This is a genomic window from Streptomyces sp. NPDC059861, assembly GCF_042731435.1.
Lineage (GTDB): Bacteria > Actinomycetota > Actinomycetes > Streptomycetales > Streptomycetaceae > Streptomyces.
Map to the genome: position 1 here is coordinate 16,814 of NZ_JBHWJQ010000041.1, position 19,845 is coordinate 36,658.

The 19,845-nt window shown below is 71.1% G+C and carries 20 protein-coding genes; 9 read left to right on the forward strand and 11 right to left on the reverse strand.

All coding sequences use genetic code 11. The features are described 5' to 3' along the window. Positions 1-13 precede the first annotated feature (13 nt). Together ACFV6X_RS29240 and serB are read left to right on the forward strand one after the other, a co-directional pair. On the forward strand, positions 14-1,888 hold the full coding sequence (locus ACFV6X_RS29240) for a streptophobe family protein (RefSeq protein ID WP_385388527.1): 1,875 nt from the start codon (positions 14-16) through the stop codon (positions 1,886-1,888). 140 nt (positions 1,889-2,028) lie between these two features. Further along, positions 2,029-3,237: a phosphoserine phosphatase SerB gene (gene serB / locus ACFV6X_RS29245; RefSeq protein WP_385388392.1), complete on the forward strand. Its 1,209-nt coding sequence runs from the start codon at positions 2,029-2,031 to the stop codon at positions 3,235-3,237. Between the two features lie 142 nt (positions 3,238-3,379). Here serB and ACFV6X_RS29250 read toward each other — a convergent pair whose 3' ends face one another. The 4 genes from ACFV6X_RS29250 to ACFV6X_RS29265 all read right to left on the reverse strand — a co-directional run bounded on the left by ACFV6X_RS29250 (position 3,380) and on the right by ACFV6X_RS29265 (position 5,903). Continuing rightward, complete coding sequence (locus ACFV6X_RS29250; protein ID WP_385388395.1) at positions 3,380-3,898, reverse strand: SixA phosphatase family protein; 519 nt, start codon at positions 3,896-3,898, stop codon at positions 3,380-3,382. A gap of 65 nt (positions 3,899-3,963) precedes the next feature. Then, entirely contained in the window at positions 3,964-4,170 is a 207-nt protein-coding gene (locus tag ACFV6X_RS29255; RefSeq protein WP_385388397.1) for a hypothetical protein, read from the reverse strand. 199 nt (positions 4,171-4,369) lie between these two features. Next, a complete protein-coding gene (locus ACFV6X_RS29260) occupies positions 4,370-4,486 on the reverse strand; it encodes an SGM_5486 family transporter-associated protein (protein ID WP_269066719.1) in 117 nt (38 codons plus the stop codon). Between the two features lie 43 nt (positions 4,487-4,529). Then, positions 4,530-5,903 carry a CynX/NimT family MFS transporter gene (locus ACFV6X_RS29265; protein WP_385388401.1) on the reverse strand — a complete coding sequence of 458 codons (1,374 nt, stop codon included), beginning with the start codon at positions 5,901-5,903 and terminating at the stop codon, positions 4,530-4,532. Between the two features lie 70 nt (positions 5,904-5,973). Here ACFV6X_RS29265 and ACFV6X_RS29270 point away from each other — a divergent pair, with 70 nt between their 5' ends. Further along, positions 5,974-6,669, forward strand: a complete 696-nt coding sequence (locus ACFV6X_RS29270; protein ID WP_385388404.1) for a FadR/GntR family transcriptional regulator — start codon at positions 5,974-5,976, stop codon at positions 6,667-6,669. Here ACFV6X_RS29270 and ACFV6X_RS29275 read toward each other — a convergent pair. From ACFV6X_RS29275 to fabG, 3 genes are all read right to left on the reverse strand, one after another. Further along, on the reverse strand, positions 6,644-6,997 hold the full coding sequence (locus tag ACFV6X_RS29275; RefSeq protein WP_385388408.1) for a hypothetical protein: 354 nt from the start codon (positions 6,995-6,997) through the stop codon (positions 6,644-6,646). The two genes, ACFV6X_RS29270 and ACFV6X_RS29275, sit on opposite strands and share 26 nt — an antisense overlap. 183 nt (positions 6,998-7,180) lie before the next feature. After that, positions 7,181-7,948 carry an enoyl-ACP reductase FabI gene (fabI, locus tag ACFV6X_RS29280; protein WP_385388410.1) on the reverse strand — a complete coding sequence of 256 codons (768 nt, stop codon included), beginning with the start codon at positions 7,946-7,948 and terminating at the stop codon, positions 7,181-7,183. A gap of 5 nt (positions 7,949-7,953) precedes the next feature. Further along, positions 7,954-8,658, reverse strand: a complete 705-nt coding sequence (gene fabG, locus ACFV6X_RS29285; protein ID WP_365452244.1) for a 3-oxoacyl-[acyl-carrier-protein] reductase — start codon at positions 8,656-8,658, stop codon at positions 7,954-7,956. Between the two features lie 241 nt (positions 8,659-8,899). Here fabG and ACFV6X_RS29290 point away from each other — a divergent pair, with 241 nt between their 5' ends. From ACFV6X_RS29290 to tyrS, 3 genes are all read left to right on the forward strand, one after another. Further along, positions 8,900-10,423: a TldD/PmbA family protein gene (locus tag ACFV6X_RS29290; protein WP_385388413.1), complete on the forward strand. Its 1,524-nt coding sequence runs from the start codon at positions 8,900-8,902 to the stop codon at positions 10,421-10,423. Between the two features lie 168 nt (positions 10,424-10,591). Continuing rightward, complete coding sequence (locus ACFV6X_RS29295; protein ID WP_385388416.1) at positions 10,592-11,986, forward strand: metallopeptidase TldD-related protein; 1,395 nt, start codon at positions 10,592-10,594, stop codon at positions 11,984-11,986. A gap of 57 nt (positions 11,987-12,043) precedes the next feature. After that, positions 12,044-13,312, forward strand: a complete 1,269-nt coding sequence (gene tyrS / locus ACFV6X_RS29300; RefSeq protein WP_365452238.1) for a tyrosine--tRNA ligase — start codon at positions 12,044-12,046, stop codon at positions 13,310-13,312. Positions 13,313-13,379: 67 nt separating this feature from the next. On the opposite strand, the gene ACFV6X_RS29305 is transcribed toward tyrS, so the two are convergent. Beyond that, the gene (locus ACFV6X_RS29305) at positions 13,380-13,655 is read right to left on the reverse strand and encodes a GlsB/YeaQ/YmgE family stress response membrane protein (protein WP_365452237.1); all 276 of its coding nucleotides are present in this window, start codon (positions 13,653-13,655) and stop codon (positions 13,380-13,382) included. A gap of 242 nt (positions 13,656-13,897) precedes the next feature. Here ACFV6X_RS29305 and ACFV6X_RS29310 point away from each other — a divergent pair, with 242 nt between their 5' ends. Both ACFV6X_RS29310 and ACFV6X_RS29315 read left to right on the forward strand, forming a co-directional pair. Continuing rightward, on the forward strand, positions 13,898-14,284 hold the full coding sequence (locus ACFV6X_RS29310) for a DUF3099 domain-containing protein (RefSeq protein ID WP_385388419.1): 387 nt from the start codon (positions 13,898-13,900) through the stop codon (positions 14,282-14,284). A 212-nt stretch (positions 14,285-14,496) separates the two neighbouring features. After that, positions 14,497-14,712: a hypothetical protein gene (locus ACFV6X_RS29315; protein ID WP_385388422.1), complete on the forward strand. Its 216-nt coding sequence runs from the start codon at positions 14,497-14,499 to the stop codon at positions 14,710-14,712. A 23-nt stretch (positions 14,713-14,735) separates the two neighbouring features. Here the strand turns inward: ACFV6X_RS29315 and moaA are convergent, their stop codons facing one another. From moaA to ACFV6X_RS29330, 3 genes are all read right to left on the reverse strand, one after another. Next, entirely contained in the window at positions 14,736-15,725 is a 990-nt protein-coding gene (moaA, locus tag ACFV6X_RS29320) for a GTP 3',8-cyclase MoaA (protein ID WP_385388423.1), read from the reverse strand. 173 nt (positions 15,726-15,898) lie between these two features. Next, positions 15,899-17,524, reverse strand: a complete 1,626-nt coding sequence (locus ACFV6X_RS29325) for a cation acetate symporter (RefSeq protein WP_385388424.1) — start codon at positions 17,522-17,524, stop codon at positions 15,899-15,901. Then, positions 17,521-17,880 carry a DUF485 domain-containing protein gene (locus tag ACFV6X_RS29330; RefSeq protein WP_385388427.1) on the reverse strand — a complete coding sequence of 120 codons (360 nt, stop codon included), beginning with the start codon at positions 17,878-17,880 and terminating at the stop codon, positions 17,521-17,523. The genes ACFV6X_RS29325 and ACFV6X_RS29330 overlap by 4 nt, the downstream gene beginning before the upstream one ends. A 335-nt stretch (positions 17,881-18,215) precedes the next feature. On the opposite strand from ACFV6X_RS29330, the gene ACFV6X_RS29335 reads away from it, so the two are divergent. After that, positions 18,216-19,739, forward strand: a complete 1,524-nt coding sequence (locus ACFV6X_RS29335) for a S8 family serine peptidase (protein ID WP_385388430.1) — start codon at positions 18,216-18,218, stop codon at positions 19,737-19,739. Positions 19,740-19,845 lie beyond the last annotated feature (106 nt).

Sequence of the window (19,845 nt, forward strand, 5' to 3'; positions counted from 1 at the left end):
ACGCGAGGGGGACATGCGCGGCGGCGACGCCGTGCCGCGGATCGGGGGGTCTGCCGTGAGTGTCGAGAAGGCCGGGTACGGCGCGAGGCTGCCGTGGGCCGACATCCTGCTGTCCGCGATCGCCTCCGTGAGCTGGGCACTGATCGGGATGGCCGGCACGGCGGCGCTCGGACTGCGGCTGCTGGAGGCGGACTCGGCCGGTTCGCTGGGGCCGATGACCGCGGCGGTGGTGGCCCTCGGGGCGGGTGGTTCGGTCACTCCGTCCGGTGATGTGTCCGCCTTCGGGCTGAGCGGCGCGGAGGCGACCACGGCCATCGAGATCACGCCATTGGGCGTGAGCCTGGTGGGCGCGCTGCTGCTGTCCTGGTTCTTCCTACGGTCCTTGCGCGCGGCGGGAGTTGTGATCGCCCCGTCCGAACTCCTCGCGCGCGCGGGTGCGGTGGTCGCCCTGTTCGTGACGACGCTGGGCGGGCTGGCCTGGACCGGGCACGACGTCGTCACGATCGACGGGGGCGCCCTCGGCCTGGAGGACCTGCCCGGCGGCGCGGGTTCCGGGGGCATCGAGATTCCCGGGCTCGGTGACGTCGGGGACATCGGCGGGCTGCTGCCGGACCGGGTCGGCGACCTGATCGACGCGCAGGCCGAGGTGGGGTTCGGTGTCGACACGGCGCCGACGCTGCTCGGCGGGTTGTGCTGGGCCGCCGGCGTGCTGGTGATCGCGCTGCTGGCCTCCCGCCGCACTCCCCTGCCGCGCGGCTGGGACGCGGTGCACCGGGTCGTACGGCCGGCCGTGTCCGCGCTCGTCACGGTGGTGCTGGCCGCGGTGGCGGCGGGGCTCGCGGCGGCGGCGTACGCGGCGATCGGCGACGACCATCCCCGGCGGATCGCCGGGGCGGCGCTGCTGGGCGCGCCGAACGGGGTGTGGCTGGGCATCCCCCTCGGCCTGTTCGTGCCGTGGCACGGGGAGGCGTCGGGGGCGCTCGCCCGCTTCCTGCCGGATCCGCTGGACGACCTGCTCGTCGACTCGGACCAGCCGGTGACCCTGGCGCGGCTGGCGGAGCTGGACGGCCGGGTGTGGCTGCTGGGGGTGGCCGCGGCGGTCATGATGCTGCTCGCGGGGGTCCTGGTAGGGGTGCGGACACCGCTGGGAGCGGGTGCCGGGGGTGCGCGGGGTTCCGGTGCCCTTGGTTTCGCCGGCCGGTGCGCGCTGCGGCTGGGGTGCGCGACCGCGTTGGCGTTGCCCTTGCTGGGATGGCTGACCGAGCTGTCCGTGGACGCCTCGCTGTCCGTGCTGGGCTTCGACGCGTTCGGGGCGGGAGTGGAGCTGCGCGGGAATCCGGGCATGGCGCTGCTGCTCGGGGCGCTGTGGGGGGCCGGTGCGGGGGCCGCCGGGGCGCTGCTGGCGTACGCGAGCGGGGCCGCGGGGCGGCGGGCGGCGCCTTCGGCACTCGGTGACGTGACGGCGGGGGCGCCGGGGTACGGGGCGACCTCGGGGCCGTACGCGGTCGGTGTGCCGTACCGGCCGCCGAACCCTGACACGAATCCGTATCTGCGGCTGCCGGAGGGGCTGCGGGAGCCGGAGGACGCGCGGCCCCCGGATGCGGGGGTGGGCGGTGACGGCGGCGACCGGGTGTCAGGGGGCGGTGACGGAGACGAGGAGGACGTGTCCGGGGCGCCGACCGTGGTCCGGCCGTTCGATCCGCCGCAGCCTCGGGCGCCTCGGGGAGCGGCGCGGGTACCTTCGCCGGGGGACGGCCCCGGCCCCCCGCCACCCGGCCCTTCACCGCCCGGCCCCCCGCCACCCGGTCCTTCACCGCCCGGCCCTCCGCCACCCGGTCCACCACCTCCGGGTCCTTTGCCGCCGGGGCGGCCGAAGCGTGGCCGGTGAGGCGGGTGTGGGGCGGGCACCGTGGTCGACCCGTCAGGCGCCCGCCACCGGAGCGCCATCCAGGGTTATCGAGTGTTCCGTGTCCGTCAGGCGGACCTCGCGGGCGATCGGCACTGCGTGCCGGTTACCTTGGGAACACCATGAGCGCTTCGCAGACCTCTGACGTCCCGACTCTCCTTGTCAAGATCTTCGGCAAGGACAGGCCGGGCATCACGGCCGGACTCTTCGACACCCTCGCCGCCTTCTCCGTCGACGTGGTCGACATCGAGCAGGTCGTGACGCGAGGCCGGATGGTGCTGTGCGCGCTCGTGACCGAGCCGCCCCAGGGCCTGGAAGGCGAGCTGCGGTCGACCGTCCACAGCTGGGCCGACTCGATGAGGATGCAGGCCGAGATCATCTCCGGCCTCGGCGACAACCGGCCGCGCGGTCATGGCCGGTCCCTGGTGACGGTGCTTGGGCATCCGCTCACCGCCGAGGCCACGGCCGCGATCGCCGCGCGGATCACCAAGGCGGGCGGCAACATCGACCGTATCTTCCGGCTCGCCAAGTACCCGGTGACGGCGGTCGAGTTCGCGGTGTCCGGCGTGGATACCGAGCCGCTGCGCACTGCCCTGGCGATCGAGGCGGCGGCACTCGGCGTGGACGTGGCCGTCGTGGCGGCGGGCCTGCACCGGCGCGCTCAGCGGCTGGTCGTGATGGACGTGGACTCGACCCTCATCCAGGACGAGGTGATCGAGCTCTTCGCCGGGCACGCCGGCTGCGAGGCCGAGGTCGCCGAGGTGACGGCGGCCGCGATGCGCGGGGATCTGGACTTCGAGCAGTCGCTGCACGCGCGCGTCGCGCTGCTGAAGGGGCTGGACGCGTCGGTGGTGGACAAGGTGCGCAGCGAGGTGCGGCTGACGCCGGGCGCGCGCACGCTGATCCGCACCCTGAAGCGGCTCGGCTACCAAGTGGGTGTCGTCTCGGGCGGGTTCACCCAGGTCACCGACGACCTCAAGGAGCGGCTGGGCCTCGACTTCGCGCAGGCCAACACGCTGGAGATCGTCGACGGCAGGCTGACCGGCCGGGTCACCGGCGAGATCGTGGACCGGGCGGGCAAGGCGCGACTGCTGCGCCGGTTCGCCGCGGAGGCGGGCGTGCCGCTGTCGCAGACGGTGGCGATCGGTGACGGCGCCAACGACCTCGACATGCTGAACTCGGCCGGCCTGGGGGTCGCCTTCAACGCCAAACCGGTGGTGCGCGAGGCGGCGCACACCGCGGTGAACGTGCCCTTCCTGGACACGGTCCTCTATCTGCTCGGGGTCACCCGCGAGGAGGTCGAGGCGGCGGACGCGCACGAGGAGGACTGAGGTTTCCTCCTGGGGAGGGCTGGCAGTCGCCTCTGCCGGGGAGGGCCGAGCCCCCTCTCCCGTGGAGGGCCGAGTCCCCTCCACGCTCACGTCCGACGGGCCCGGCGCCGTGTCGTGCCGGGCCGTCGGTGTGCGCGGTGGGTCACTCGGACGGGGCCCAGTAGTCCACCAGGGTGGCCACGCCCGGTTCCAGTGACTTCCAGGAGCCCGTGAAGGACAGCACGGCGAAGGCCGCGGCCGGGAAGCCACGGTGGCTCATCCGCTCGCGCGCCTCGGCGTCGGCCGAGCCGGTCAGTACCTCGGCGAGGCCCTGGACGCCGGGGTTGTGGCCGATCAGCACGACGTTCTGCGCGTCGTCGGGGGTCTCGTTGAGCACGGCGATCAGCTCGCCGGGCGAGGCCTCGTAGATCCGCTCCTCGTAGACCGTCTTCGGCCGGTGCGGGAACTCGTGGACGGCGAGCTTCCAGGTCTCGCGGGTCCGGGTCGCCGTGGAGCAGAGGGCCAGGTCGAAGGAGATGCCGGAGTCGGCCAGCTTGCGGCCGGCGACAGGGGCGTCCTTGCGGCCCCGCTCGGCGAGCGGCCGCTCGTGATCGTTCACCTGTGGCCAGTCGGCTTTCGCATGCCGGAAGAGGACAATCCTGCGGGGTTCAGCGACGCTCATGAGATCCAGCTTCGCATGAAACAGGCCATGGGGCGCCAGGAGTTGACGGGCGCCTCGGGGCGTGCTCAGCGCGATATCAGCTGATGGGCGCGTTCCACGAGGTGGCTGATCGCCGGCTCGCCGCTCGCCGCGTGGGCCTCGGAGGGGTTCAGGATCAGCGTCAGGAGGGCGACGAAGGCGAGCGTCGGCAGGGCGAGCGCCCACCAGGGCAGCCGGATGTCGGCACGGCCCGTGGTCGCCGGGCGGGGCCGGGTGTGCGTGCTGGCCGACATGCTGCCTCCGTGGTCCGTCCTCGACGAGAGGTGGCCCGGGTCCTCCGGCCACACTTCGAAGCTACGGAATGAAGAGCCGCCAACCCATCCGGTGATCCACCCACTTGACCCTGACCCTCACCCCCTAGGGGATGGGGGGGCTAGCCCCACCATCCCCTGGCAGGGAGAGGCGAGCGCCGTCACTGCCGGGCGACCGCCGTCACGGGGAGGCGATCGACGCGATGACGGCGATGATCACGAAAATGGCGAGGAACGAGCCGAAGACGAGCAGCATCTTCTTCTGGCCGTTGCGGGGATTCGGGTCGAGCACTGGCATGAGGCAAGTCTCGCACCCCGCTCCCGGGCCGGACCCTCGGGGGTCAGCGCGCCGCCTCGTCCTCCACCGTGCGGTTGCGGCCCGCCAGGATGCCCACCGCCATCTGCGGGACCATCAGCGCGGCCATCAGCGCGAGCGGCAGGCCCCAGCCCCCGCTGTGCTGGTAGAGGACGCCCACCAGCAGGGGCCCGGGGATGGAGATCAGATAGCCGGTGCTCTGCGCGAACGCCGACAGCTGGGCGACGCCGGCGCCGGTGCGGGCACGCATCCCGACCATGGTGAGGGCCAGCGGGAAGGCACAGTTGGAGACGCCGAGCAGCAGCGCCCAGGCCCAGGCGCCCTGGGCGGGCGCGAGGTAGAGCCCGGCGTATCCGGCGAGTCCGCAGACGCCCAGCGCCAGCACGATCGGGCCCTGCTGGGGCAGCCGGGTGGCGAGGCGCGGGATGACGAAGGCCAGCGGCACGCCCATCACCATCGTGACGGCCAGGAGCAGTCCGGCCGTCCCCGCGGCGACGCCCGCGTCGCGGAAGATCTGCGCCATCCAGCCCATCGTGATGTACGCGGCGGTGGCCTGGAGCCCGAAGAAGGCGGCGAGCGCCCAGGCGGTACGGCTACGGGTGATCCGCAGGGAGGGAGCCGGGGCGGCGTCCTCGCGCGCGTGCGGCTCACGTCCGGCGGCCGCCGGCCCGCCGGTGCGTGCGCCCTCCCGGTCCCTCACGAACGGCATCCACGGCACCACGGCCGCGGCCGCCAGCGCCGCCCACACGGCGAGCCCCGCCTGCCAACCGCCGCCCATGGCCTGCGTCATCGGCACGGTCACCGCGGCCGCGAGGGAGGTGCCGAGGGCCAGTGCCATGGAGTACAGGCCGGTCATGGAGCCGACCCGGTCCGGGAACCAGCGCTTGACGATGACCGGCATCAGGACGTTGCTGACCGCGATGCCCATCAAGGCGAGGGCGCTGGCGGCCAGGAACCCGGCCGTGCCGCCCGCGTACGGCCGGATGAGCAGGCCCGCGGTGATGGCCGCCATGCCGACGCACACGACGGCGCCCAGCCCGAAGCGGCGGGCCAGCCTCGGTGCCATGACGCCGAAGACGGCGAAGCAGAGCGGCGGCACGGAGGTGAGCAGGCCGGCCACGCTGCCGCTCATGCCGAGCCCGTCGCGGACCTCCTCCAGGAGCGCGCCGAGGCTGGTGATGGCGGGGCGGAGGTTCAGCGCGGACAGCACGATGCCGACGACGACCAGCCGCATGGTCCACGCGCGCGCGTGGGACGCCCCGGCCGCCGTACCGCTCGCATCGCTCCACGCACGCATGGGGGAGCCTTCCGCCGCGCTTCGGCGTTCGTCCGTGGCCGGACTGCGTATGTCGGGGTGGTCCTGCGTCCGGGTTTCCTCGCTTGCCATGCCGCCCATCATAGAATCATGGGATGATTGGTTGTCCATCCCGGTGCGGTCCGAGGCCGCCGTTCCCGTGCGAAGGTGTGCCATGCCCCTGAGCCATCCCCGCCGTTCGGCGCTGTCCGAGCAGGTCATCGCCGCACTGCGCAACCAGATCGCGTCGGGCGAGTGGCCGGTCGGCTCACGCATCCCGACGGAGCCCGAGCTGGTCGAGCAGCTCGGGGTCGCCCGCAACACGGTCCGCGAGGCCGTCCGCGCGCTGGCGCACAACGGCCTGCTGGACATCCGTCAGGGCTCCGGCACGTACGTCGTGGCGACCAGTGAGCTGGCCGGCGTCATGCACCGCCGGTTCGCCGGCGCCGACCCCCGGCACATCGCCGAGGTGCGCTCCACGCTGGAGTCGGCCGCCGCGAAGCTGGCCGCCGAGCGGCGCACGGAGAAGGACCTCAAGCAGCTCGACGCGCTGCTGCTGCGGCGCGAGGAGGCCTGGGAGTCGGGGGACGCGGAGGCGTTCGTCGCGGCGGACGCCACCTTCCACCTGGCCGTGGTGGCCGCTTCGCACAACGACGTGATGACCGCGATGTACGCCGACCTGGGCGAGGTGATGCGGGACTGGCTGCGCGAGGACGTCGGCGAGGAGCTGACCCCGGAGACGTACATGGACCACGGCCGGCTGCTGGACGCCATCCGTGTGGGCGACGCCGGGACGGCGGCCACGGAGGCGGCGAGCTATCCGTTCCAGTGCCGCCCGGGCCGGTTCAGCTCCCCCGGTTCTGGTGACTGACCCACGCCGAGCGGACTTCCTTCCAGCAGCGGCCGGTCAGGCGCACGGTCATCGCGGGCTCGGTGTCCACGGGCGCGCTGTCCGTGTCGAGGTCCCACCATCGGTCGCACTCGATGTGCAGACGGACCCGGTCGATGTCCACATAGGGGTTGTGGCAGTGCGCGACCACATGGGACCCCTCGACGCCGGTGCGGCACGTGGCACCGAACGGCGGCGGATCCTGCGGTTCGCCGTCCGCCACGCGCGCGTGCGGCATCGCGTCGTACGGCGTGGACAGGACGAGGGCCGCGGCAACGGTCATCGAGGCCAGGCAGCGGTACAGGCGCACAAGGTAAGCTCCTCGGCCGGGCTGGGGAGGGGTGCGTGGTGAACGCCTCTTCAGAATGCCCGGCCGCCCCCTGCCCCCGCCCGGCCGGATAGGCCGAACGAGCGACATGCCGAGGGCTCGCACCCGGCACGGATGCGAGCCCTCGTAGAGCGGTGATCAGCCGATCACCGGGCGACCGGTCGATCAGGCGCCGATGGCGTGCAGACCGCCGTCGACGTGGATGATCTCGCCCGTGGTCTTCGGGAACCAGTCGCTCAGCAGCGCGACGACGCCGCGGCCGGCCGGCTCCGGGTCCTTCAGGTCCCACTCCAGCGGGGAGCGGTTGTCCCACACGGAGGCCAGCTCGCCGAAGCCCGGGATGGACTTGGCGGCCATGGAGCCGATCGGGCCCGCCGAGATGAGGTTGCAGCGGATGTTCTGCTTGCCGAGGTCACGCGCCATGTAGCGGCTGGTGGCCTCCAGGGCGGCCTTGGCCGGGCCCATCCAGTCGTACTGCGGCCAGGCGTACTGGGCGTCGAAGGTGAGGCCGACGACCGAGCCGCCGTTCTGCATCAGCGGCAGGCACGCCATGGTCAGCGACTTCAGGGAGTACGCCGAGACGTGCATGGCGGTGGCGACGGACTCGAACGGCGTGTTGAGGAAGTTGCCGCCGAGCGCGTCCTGCGGCGCGAACCCGATGGAGTGCACGACGCCGTCGAGGCCGCCGAGCTCCTCGCCGACGATGTCGGCGAGGCGGCCGAGGTGCTCGTCGTTGGTGACGTCGAGCTCGATGACCTTGGTGGGCTTCGGCAGCTTCTTCGCGATGCGCTCGGTCAGCGTGGGCCGCGGGAACGCGGTCAGGATGATCTCGGCGCCCTGCTCCTGAGCGAGCTTGGCGGTGTGGAACGCGATGGAGGACTCCATCAGCACACCGGTGATCAGGACGCGCTTGCCCTCGAGAATTCCGCTCATGGTGATCAGTGACCCATTCCCAGTCCGCCGTCTACGGGGATGACGGCTCCAGTGATGTACGAGGCGTCGTCCGAGGCGAGGAACCGCACCGCCGCGGCGATCTCCTCCGGCTGCGCGTAGCGGCGCAGCGGCACCTGCGCCACGTACTCGGCGCGCTGCTCGTCGGAGAGCACCCGTGTCATGTCGGTGTCGACGAAACCGGGGGCGACGACGTTGAAGGTGATGTTGCGCGAACCCAGCTCACGCGCGAGGGACCGCGCGAAGCCGACCAGCGCGGCCTTGGAGGCGGCGTAGTTCGCCTGGCCCGCCGAGCCGAGCAGCCCGACCACCGACGAGATCAGGACGACGCGGCCCTTCTTGGCGCGCAGCATGCCGCGGTTGGCGCGCTTGACGACCCGGAAGGTGCCGGTGAGGTTGGTGTCGATGACCGAGGTGAAGTCCTCCTCGGACATCCGCATCAGGAGCTGGTCCTTGGTGACGCCGGCGTTGGCGACGAGGATCTCCACGGGGCCGTGCTCGGCCTCGATCTCCTTGTAGGCCTGCTCCACCTGTTCGGTGTCGGTGATGTCGCACTTGACGGCGAGGAAACCCGTCGGCGGCTCACCCGAGCGGTACGTGATCGCGACCTTGTCGCCTGCGTCGGCGAAAGCGCGGGCGATGGCGAGGCCGATGCCCCGGTTGCCTCCGGTGACGAGAACCGAGCGGCTCAACGGATCACCCTTTCCATAGCGGTCTGGTACGCCCGCCCGAACACCTGGATGACAGGCGGCTACACCGAAAACCTATCGGCCCGCGGGCTTCCCGGGACATTCGGGCACCGACAGTGGCTCGGGGGCCCCACTGTCGAATCCCTACAGAAAGTTGCGTTCGCGGCGTGGAAACGTGTGGTCCGCGGGACCGCTCCCGCGACATGATCTGACCCGACAGGCGACGACAGCAGGGAGACCCTCGGTGCCTCATACCATCGACGAAGCCTTCACGGCACTTCCGCTACGCGCACTGGCCGACGCGGCGCTCGCACGCGCGCGTGCGCTGGGTGCGGAGCATGCCGACTTCCGGCTGGAGCGGGTGCGCAGCGCGTCCTGGCGACTCAGGGACGGCAAGCCGTCCGGGTCGTCGGACACCACCGACCTCGGCTACGCGGTACGGGTCGTGCACGGCGGGACGTGGGGGTTCGCCTCCGGTGTGGACCTGACCATGGACGCCGCCGCGAGGGTGGCCGGTCAGGCCGTCGCGATGGCGAAGCTGTCCGCACAGGTGATCAAGGCGGCCGGGTCGGACGAGAGGGTGGAACTCGCCGCCGAGCCCGTGCACGCGGACCGGACGTGGATCTCGTCGTACGAGATCGACCCGTTCACCGTGCCCGACGAGGAGAAGTCGGGGCTGCTGGCCGAATGGAGCGGGCGGCTGCTCGCCGCCGACGGGGTCGACCACGTCGACGCCTCGCTGCTCACCGTGCACGAGAACAAGTTCTACGCCGACACCGCCGGGACCGTGACCACGCAGCAGCGCGTACGACTGCACCCGCAGCTGACGGCGGTGTCGGTCGACGAGTCGACCGGCGAGTTCGACTCGATGCGCACCATCGCACCGCCCGTGGGACGCGGCTGGGAGTACCTCCGGGGCACCGGCTGGGACTGGGACGCCGAACTCGACCAGCTGCCCGGGCTGCTTGCCGAGAAGATGCGCGCGCCGAGCGTGCGGGCGGGCCTGTACGACCTCGTCGTCGACCCGTCCAACCTCTGGCTGACCATCCACGAGTCCATCGGGCACGCCACCGAGCTGGACCGCGCGCTCGGCTACGAGGCCGCCTACGCCGGCACCTCCTTCGCCACCTTCGACCAGCTCGGCAAGCTGAAGTACGGCGCGGAGCTGATGAACGTCACCGGCGACCGCACCGCCGAGCACGGCCTCGCCACCATCGGGTACGACGACGAGGGCGTCGAGGCGCAGTCCTGGGACCTCGTCAAGGACGGCACCCTCGTCGGCTACCAGCTCGATCGCCGGATCGCCCGGCTGACCGGGTTCGAGCGCTCCAACGGATGCGCCTACGCAGACTCCCCCGCGCATGTGCCGGTGCAGCGGATGGCCAACGTCTCGTTGCGGCCCGATCCGGCCGGCATGTCGACCGAGGACCTCATCGGGGGTGTGGAGCGGGGCATCTACGTCGTCGGTGACCGGTCCTGGTCGATCGACATGCAGCGGTACAACTTCCAGTTCACCGGTCAGCGCTTCTTCCGGATCGAGAACGGGCGGCTCGCGGGCCAGCTGCGGGACGTCGCCTACCAGGCGACGACGACCGACTTCTGGGGCTCCATGGCGGCCGTCGGCGGCCCCCAGACCTATGTCCTGGGCGGCGCCTTCAACTGCGGCAAGGCCCAGCCGGGCCAGGTCGCGGCCGTGTCGCACGGCTGCCCCTCCGCCCTCTTCCGGGGCGTCAACATCCTCAACACCACGCAGGAGGCCGGTCGATGAGCGCCAGCAACAGCATCGGCCGGGGGTCCGGGGGTTGCCCCCCGGGGAAGCACAGTCTCAACACCACGCAGGAGGCCGGTCGATGAGCGCCAGCAACAGCATCGGCCGGGGGTCCGGGGGTTGCCCCCCGGGGAAGCATAGTCTCAACACCACGCAGGAGGCCGGTCGATGAGCGCCCCGACGAACAAGCCGCACGAGATCGTCGAGCGCGCCCTGGAGCTGTCCCGGGCCGACGGCTGTGTCGTGATCGCGGACGAGCAGTCGACCGCCAACCTGCGCTGGGCGGGCAACGCGCTGACCACGAACGGCGTCACGCGCGGGCGCACGCTCACCGTCGTCGCGACCGTCGACGGCAGTCAGGGCACGGCGACCGGGGTGGTGTCCCGGTCCGCGGTGACCGTGGCCGAACTGGAGCCGCTGGTGCGGGCCGCGGAGGCCGCCGCGCGGGGCGCGGGGCCGGCCGAGGACGCCCAGCCGCTGGTGACCGATGTGCCGCACTCGCCCGACTTCACGGACGCGCCGGCCGAGACGTCGTCCGCCGTGTTCGCCGACTTCGCGCCGGCACTGGGCGAGGCGTTCGCACGCGCGCGTGCGGGCGGCCGCGAGCTGTACGGCTTCGCCAACCACGAGGTGACGTCCAGCTACCTGGGCACGTCGGCGGGGCTGCGGCTGCGGCACGACCAGCCGAACGGCACGCTGGAGCTGAACGCCAAGTCCCCCGACCGGACCCGCTCGGCGTGGGCCGGCCGCTCCACGCGGGACTTCAAGGACGTCGACCCGGCGGCGCTCGACGCCGAGCTGGCCGTACGCCTGGGCTGGGCCGAGCGTCGCGTGGAGCTGCCCGCCGGGCGCTACGAGACGCTGCTGCCGCCGACCGCGGTCGCGGACCTGCTGATCTACCAGATGTGGTCGGCGTCGGGCCGGGACGCGGCGGAGGGCCGGACGGTGTTCTCCAGGCCGGGCGGCGGCACGCGCCTGGGCGAGCGGCTCACCGACCTGCCGCTGACCCTGCGCAGCGACCCGAACGAGCCGGGGCTGGAGTCCGCCCCCTTCGTGCTCGCGCACTCCTCCGGGGGCGACTCGTCTGTGTTCGACAACGGTCTGCCGCTGACGCCCACCGAGTGGGTGGCCGGGGGTGAGCTCCGGCACCTGCTCACCAGCCGGCACAGCGCGGGGATGACCGGGCTGCCGCTGGCACCGCACATCGACAACGTGATCCTCGACGGCGGCGAGGACCGCTCCCTGGAGGAGATGGTCGCGCGCACCGAGCGAGGTCTGCTGCTGACCTGCCTGTGGTACATCCGCGAGGTCGACCCGGCCACCCTGCTGCTGACCGGCCTGACCCGGGACGGCGTCTACCTCGTCGAGAACGGCGAGGTGACCGGCGAGGTGAACAACTTCCGCTTCAACGAGTCGCCGGTCGGGCTGCTGGGCCGGGCCGTCGAGGCGGGGCGCACGGAGAAGACCCTGCCCCGGGAGTGGAGCGACTGGTTCACCAGGGCCGCGATGCCGCCGCTGCGGATCCCGGATTTCAACATGAGCTCTGTCAGCCGGGGCGTATAACCTCGTAGGCGGCGGTCACCCGACTGCCCGAAGATCATCCGAGGAGACAAGAGAACCGTGACGGACATCGTCGACGAGCTCAAGTGGCGGGGGCTGTTCGCCCTCTCCACCGACGAGGAAGCACTGCGCAAGGCGCTCGCGGACGGTCCCGTCACGTTCTATTGCGGCTTCGACCCGACCGCGCCGTCCCTGCATGTGGGTCACCTGGTGCAGGTGCTCACCGTGCGCCGGCTCCAGCAGGCCGGTCACCGGCCGCTGGCGCTGGTCGGCGGCGCGACGGGCCTGATCGGCGACCCGCGCCCCACGGCGGAGCGCACGCTGAACGACCCGGAGACGGTCGCCGGCTGGGTGCAGAGGCTGCGCCACCAGATCGAGCCGTTCCTGTCCTTCGAGGGCGAGAACGCGGCCGTGATGGTCAACAACCTCGACTGGACGCAGAACCTCTCCGCGATCGAGTTCCTCCGGGACATCGGCAAGCACTTCCGTGTCAACAAGATGCTGACGAAGGACTCCGTGGCCCGGCGCCTGGAGTCCTCGGAGGGCATCAGCTACACGGAGTTCAGCTACCAGCTCCTGCAGGGCATGGACTTCCTCCAGCTCTACCGGCGGTACGGCTGCACCCTCCAGCAGGGCGGCAGCGACCAGTGGGGCAACCTCACCGCCGGCCTGGACCTGATCCACCGGCTGGAGCCGGACGCCGACGCGCACGCGCTGGCGACGCCGCTGATGACCAAGGCGGACGGCACCAAGTTCGGCAAGACCGAGGGCGGTGCCGTCTGGCTCGACCCGGAGATGACGACGCCGTACGCGTTCTACCAGTTCTGGCTGAACGTGGACGACCGTGACATCTCGACGTACCTGCGGATCCTGTCCTTCAAATCCCGTGCGGAGCTGGAGGAGCTGGAGAGGCAGACGCAGGAGCGTCCGCAGGCGCGGGCGGCGCAGCGCGCGCTGGCCGAGGAGCTGACGACACTCGTGCACGGCGCCGACCAGACGGCCGCCGTGATCGCCGCGTCCAAGGCCCTGTTCGGGCAGGGCGAGCTGGCCGGGCTGGACGAGCGGACGCTGGCGGCGGCGCTGTCCGAGGTCCCGCACATCCGGGTCGCCGAGCCGGCGCCGGTGGTGGACCTGTTCGCCGAGGTCGGCCTGGTGCCCAGCAAGTCGGCCGCGCGCCGCACGATCAAGGAGGGCGGCGCCTACGTGAACAACACGAAGGTCGACTCCGAGGACGCGGTTCCGGCCAAGGAGGACCTGCTGCACGGGCGCTGGCTGGTGCTGCGGCGAGGCAAGAAGAACCTGGCGGCGGTCGAGGTCACGGGCGCCTGACACCAGACGTGCCTGGCTGGACGGGGCGGCTCTCCGGTCGACGGAGGGCCGCCCCGTCCGCCGTACGTCAAGCGCGACGCTTGTTGCCCCTGAGCTGCATGTACGCCATGTCGCCCAGGAAGACGAGGATGATCGCGGCCACCAGCTGGAAGATGTGGCGGCTCCAGTCGATGCCGGGCGTCTCGGCGACCCCGAAGCCCCGGGCGATGGCGTTGCCCGCGATGGCGCCGATCATGCCCAGGATGGTGGTCAGCCAGAGGGGGATGTGCTGCTTGCCGGGGATGATCGCCTTGGCGATCAGGCCCAGCACGAATCCCACGATGATCGCCCACAGCCAGCCCATGGCTGCCTCCTCGTACGTCTCGACGTGAGCATTACGCCCAGTGTCGGCGCGTAAGCCGTACGGCGCATGTCGGATGCCGCCGTACGCGCTACGTACGACGGCGTTCGCCCAGGCAGGAGACGGACCCGGTCTCGTGGGCGGCGCGGCGGCGGCGTAACGTGGACGCTGTCCGGCCCCGGTTCGGCCGGCTGCGGAGCTGGACGTGCCGGGGAGAGTCCCGAGGCGGGCGGATGGTGAGTGTGATGCGGAACAGGCATGGTGACGGCGGCGGCCAGGTTTTCCGGATCACCGGAGCCCGGCAGGGCCTCCAGGAAGACGTCCGCGGCCGGCAGCGCCGCTATGTCATCTCGATGTCGGTCCGCACGCTCTCGGTGATCCTCGCGGCGACCCTGTGGAACGTGGAACGGCACGTCGCGATCGTGGCGCTGGTGCTGGGCGTGCTGCTCCCCTACGTCGCGGTGGTGATCGCCAACGCCGGGCGGGAGAATGTGCCGTCACTGCCGTCGACCTTCGTGGTCGTACCGCCCCCGGTGGCCCAGATCGCGCCACCGCGTGCGGACGGCGACCGTTTCACGGAGTCCGTGCCGGAGGACATTATGGGCGATCCCGCGAAGGGGCGGCCCGAATAAAGGACGAAAGGCCTCCGCATCAAGGCCTTGTACGGACTCCGGAAAAGCCCGGTCAATCATGTTGTTCCGGTGCCCCTCGACGGGTTGCGCGTGACATACTTCGTAGGCGCTCCGCATCCCCCGTCGGAGCGACAGACCGACGCCGGGCAGCTCCCCCCGTGGCTGCTCGGCGTCGCCTTTTCCGTGCAGTCGTGCAGTGGTGAGACGAACCTGTGAGTGACGAGACCCCGATCTGCTCCGCCAAGGGCTGCCGCGCCGACGCCGTGTGGGTACTGGCGTGGAACAACCCGAAGATCCACACGCCGGAGCGGCGCAAGACATGGCTCGCGTGCGAGGAGCACCGGGAGCATCTGTCGCAGTTTCTCGGGGTGCGCGGGTTCCTGAAGGACGTGGTTCTGCTCAAGGAATGGCAGGAGCAGGAGGCCTGATCCGGCCCCCCTCCCTCCGGCTGTCAGCCGCCGATCGCGGACATCGGCCGGTCCGGCTGGACGAACGTCGGGTCGTCGAGACCCGCGCCCGCCTTCTTGCCCCACATCGCCAGGCGCCAGATCCGGGCGATCTCCTCGTCCGGGGCGTCCGAGCGCAACGCAGCGCGCAGGTCGGTCTCCTCACGGGCGAACAGGCACGTGCGCACCTGTCCGTCGGCCGTCAGGCGGGTGCGGTCGCAGGCGGCGCAGAACGGGCGGGTGACCGAGGCGATGACGCCGACGCGGTGCGGGCCGCCGTCGACCAGCCAGCGCTCGGCGGGGGCCGAGCCGCGCGCCGCGTCGCCCTCGGGAGTGAGGTCGAAGCGGCTGCGCAGGGAGGCCAGGATGTCGCCCGCGGTGATCATGCCGTCGCGCTTCCAGCCGTGCTGGGCGTCCAGGGGCATCTGCTCGATGAAGCGCAGCTCGTAGTCGTGCTCGACGGCCCAGGCCAGCAGGTCGGGGGCCTCGTCGTCGTTCAGGCCCGGCATCAGCACCGAGTTGACCTTCACCGGGGTCAGGCCCGCCTCGCGGGCGGCGTCCAGGCCCGCTATGACGTCATGGTGGCGGTCCCGCCGGGTGAGGGTCTTGAAGACCTCGGGGCGCAGCGTGTCCAGCGAGACGTTGACCCGGTCCAGGCCCGCGGCCTTCAGGGCCGCCGCCGTGCGCTTGAGGCCGATTCCGTTGGTGGTGAGGGACATCTGCGGGCGCGGTTCGAGGGCGGCGACGCGCTCCACGATGCCGACCAGGCCGGGGCGCAGCAGGGGCTCGCCACCGGTGAAGCGGACCTCCTCGATACCGAGGGAGGTGACCGCGATGTCGATGAGCCGCACGATCTCGTCGTCCGTCAGCAGGTCGGGCTTGGCCAGCCACTGCAGGCCCTCCTCCGGCATGCAGTACGCGCAACGCAGGTTGCAGCGGTCGGTCAGCGAGACCCTCAGGTCAGTGGCCACCCGGCCGTAGGTGTCGATGAGCACGTGGCCCCCTCCCTCGTGGTGGATCACACGCAGCGGAACACAACTTTCTCCGACACTGTGAGCCTACGTGACCTCACGGACATCGACTAAGGCCTGATCCCACGAGGTGGGACGCGGCCGCGTCGTAGAGACCCACAGGAGTCCCGACGACGCGGCCGCTTCAGGGGGCGTGCTCAGTGGGCGCCGGTGCCGGTCAGGGACCTGACCTCCAGCTCCGCGAACTTGTCGGTGTCCGGCTCCTCCTTCGACAGGACGGTGCCGAGCCAGCCCATCAGGAAGCCGAACGGGATCGAGATGATGCCCGGGTTCTTCAGCGGGAACCACGCGAAGTCGACGCTGGGGAACATCGCCTTGGGGTCGCCGGAGACCACGGGCGAGAACAGCACCAGGCCGACGGCGACGATCAGGCCGCCGTAGATCGACCACAGCGCGCCCTGGGTGGTGAAGCGCTTCCAGAACAGGCTGTACAGGATGGTCGGCAGGTTCGCGGAGGCGGCGACCGCGAAGGCGAGGGCGACCAGGCCGGCGACGTTCAGGTCGCGGGCGAGAGCGCCGAGTCCGATGGAGACGATGCCGATGAAGACGGTCGCCCAGCGGGCCGCGCGGACCTCCTCCGCACCAGTGGCCTTGCCCTTGCGGATGACGTTGGCGTAGATGTCGTGCGCGAAGGACGACGAGGAGGCCAGGGTAAGACCGGCGACCACGGCGAGGATCGTCGCGAAGGCCACCGCCGAGATCGTGGCCAGCAGGATCGCGCCCCAGGCCGAGTCGACGCCGCCGAGGTGCAGGGCGAGGAGCGGGGCCGCCGTGTTGCCGGACGGGTTGGACGCGATGATCTCGTCCTGCGAGATCAGCGCGGCGGCGCCGAAGCCGAGCGCGATGGTCATCAGGTAGAAGCCGCCGATGATGCCGATCGCCCAGTTCACGGACTTCCGGGCGGCCTTGGCGTTGGGGACCGTGTAGAAGCGGATCAGGATGTGCGGCAGACCGGCGGTGCCGAGGACGAGTGCGATGCCCAGGGAGATGAAGTCCAGCTTGGAGGTGCCGGTGGCGCCGTACTGCAGGCCCGGCTCCAGGAAGGCGGCGCCCTTGCCGCTGTTCTCGGCGGCCGAGCCGAGCAGGTCGGAGATGTTGAAGTCGAACTTCAGCAGTACCAGGAAGGTGATCAGGATGGTGCCGCCGATCAGCAGCACGGCCTTGATCATCTGAACCCAGGTGGTGCCCTTCATGCCGCCGATGGAGACGTAGACGATCATCAGGATGCCGACGAGGGCCACGATGCCGATCTTGCCCGCGTCCGACGTGATGCCGAGGAGCAGCGAGACGAGGACGCCGGCGCCCGCCATCTGGGCCAGCAGGTAGAAGATCGACACGACGATCGTCGAGGTGCCGGCCGCGGTGCGGACCGGACGCTGGCGCATGCGGTACGCGAGCACGTCGCCCATGGTGTAGCGGCCGGAGTTCCGCAGCGGCTCGGCCACCAGGAGCAGGGCGACCAGCCAGGCGACCAGGAAGCCGATGGAGTACAGGAAGCCGTCGTAGCCGAACAGGGCGATCGCGCCGGCGATGCCGAGGAACGACGCGGCGGACATGTAGTCGCCGGAGACGGCGAGGCCGTTCTGGAAGGCGCTGAACTGGCGGCCACCCGCGTAGAAGTCGGCCGCGTCCTTGGTCTGGCGGCCCGCCCAGATGGTGATGACGAGGGTCGCGACGACGAACAGCGCGAACAGCGTGATGATGAGCGGGCGGTGCTCGCTGGCCTCGTTGGCCGCGAGAACGGTGTGCTGAACGGGGCTCATGCGCCGCCCTCCATCCGGGACTTGATGGCCTCGGCCTTGGGGTCGAGCTTCGCGGCGGCGTGCCGCGAGTACCACCAGGCGATGAGGAACGTGGTGACGAACTGGGCGATGCCGAAGACGAAGGCGACGTTGATGTTGCCGAAGAGCTTGGTGCCCATGAAGCCGCCCGCGTAGTTGGACAGCAGGACGTACAGCAGGTACCAGGCGATGAAGCCGACGGTCAGCGGGAAGGCGAAGGAACGGTAGGAGCGGCGCAGTTCACCGAACTCCGCGCTGTTCTGCACCTCGACGAACTCCTCGGTCGAGGGGAGTCGATGTTCTGTGTCCTTCGAGGGTGAGGGTGCTTCGGTAGCCACGGAGTCTCCTCGTGTTGCGGCTGCTGTGCTGTTGCCAGTGATGTGGATCACGTGAACCGGGCGGCGATGTTAGTGGCCGGGTGCGTGATCCGACAGGGGGCCGCCTCGATCGTGCTCGGGCTCCCTGCTCAACGTCACGGCGCCACGCGAGAACCGGTTCAACCGCCCTGCGTTCTTTCGGAAGTCATCGGCGGAAAACTCCGAAGTCATCCCCGGAAGTGATTGCTGGCCAGCAAGGTCGGGAGATAGCTTCACCCTGCACCACCCGTCATGTACCTGCCCGAGCACCACCTGTGTCTCGGGCCGGTTTTGTTTCCGGATGATGTGGAGACCCCATGGCTCATCTGCGTTCCAGACGCCGGCTCGCTCTCGCCGTGCCCGTCGTGCTGTCGCTGACCGCGTCGCTCGGCTTCCTGCCCGCGTCCGCCACGGCCGCCCCGCGCGCGGAGCCCGCCGCCCGGACCGCGGACTCGCCCCAGCTGGCGTATGTCGTCAACACCAAGACGGACCGTCACACGCTCGCGTCGGTACGCAAGGCCGTCGCCGCGGCCGGTGGGACCGTCGTGACCACGTACGACAGGATCGGCGTGATCGTCGCGCACTCGGCGAACCCGGACTTCGGCGCGCAGATACGCAAGGCCCGCGGCGTGCAGTCGGCGGGTGCCACCCGCACCGCCCCGCTGGTCGCCGCGGGCACGACCGACGAGGGCGCGGCCGACTACCTGACCGGTGCCGAGGCCGCGAAGGTGAAGGCGGCCGCAACGGCCGGGAGCGAGCCCCTCGAAGCCGACCAGTGGGACCTGCGCGCGATAGGCGCCGACAAGGCCGCGCAGATCAACCCGGGCAGCCGCACGGTCACCGTCGCCGTGATCGACACCGGCGTCGACGACACCCACCCGGACCTCGCCCCTAACTTCTCCGCCGGCCAGTCCGCCAACTGCGTCGGCGGCGTCGCGGACACCAGTGAGGGCGCCTGGCGGCCGTACACCGCGGAGGACTACCACGGCACGCATGTCGCCGGTGAGATCGCGGCGGCCCGCAACGGGATCGGCGTGGCCGGTGTGGCGCCGGGCGTGAAGGTCTCCAGCATCAAGGTGAGCGACCCGCACAACGGGCTCTTCTACCCGGAGAACGTCGTATGCGCGTTCGTGTTCGCCGCCGACCACGGCGTCGAGATCACGAACAACAGCTACTACGTCGACCCGTGGCTGTACAACTGCATGGACGACCCGGACCAGCGCGCGATCGTCGACGCGGTCAACCGGGCCCAGCTGTACGCCCAGAAGAAGGGCACCCTGCACCTGGCGTCGGCGGGTAACTCCAGCCACGACCTGGACTCGGACGCCATCGTCGACGACACCAGCCCCGACGACTCCACCCCGGTCGAGCGCACCATCGACCCGCACGAGTGCTTCGACGTGCCGACGCAGCTCCCGGGGATCGTCACGGTCAGCGCCACGGGCGTGCAGAACCTCAAGTCGTACTACTCCTCGTACGGCGAGGGCGTCGTCGACGTCGCGGCGCCGGGCGGCGACCGGCTCTACCAGATCCCGGACACGCCGTCGCAGAACGGCCGCATCCTGTCGACCATGCCGAACAACCAGTACGGCTTCCTGCAGGGCACCTCGATGGCCTCGCCGCACGCCGCGGGCGTCGCCGCGCTGCTGAAGTCGAAGCATCCCTGGGCGAGCCCGGCGCAGCTGCAGTGGCTGCTCAAGGCGCAGGCGGACAAGACGGCCTGCCCCGAGTCGTACGACCAGAACGGTGACGGCACGCAGGACGCGGTGTGCGAGGGCGGCGCCCGCGTCAACGGTTTCTACGGACACGGCATCGTCGACGCGCTGCGCGCGGTCAAGTAGTCGCTCAGGCCGCGGGGCGGGCGGGGCCCCCGCCCCGCCCCCCCCCCCCAAAAACACCCCCCCCGGGCGCACGGAACCCCCCCCCCCCCCCACGAAAAAGAGTACA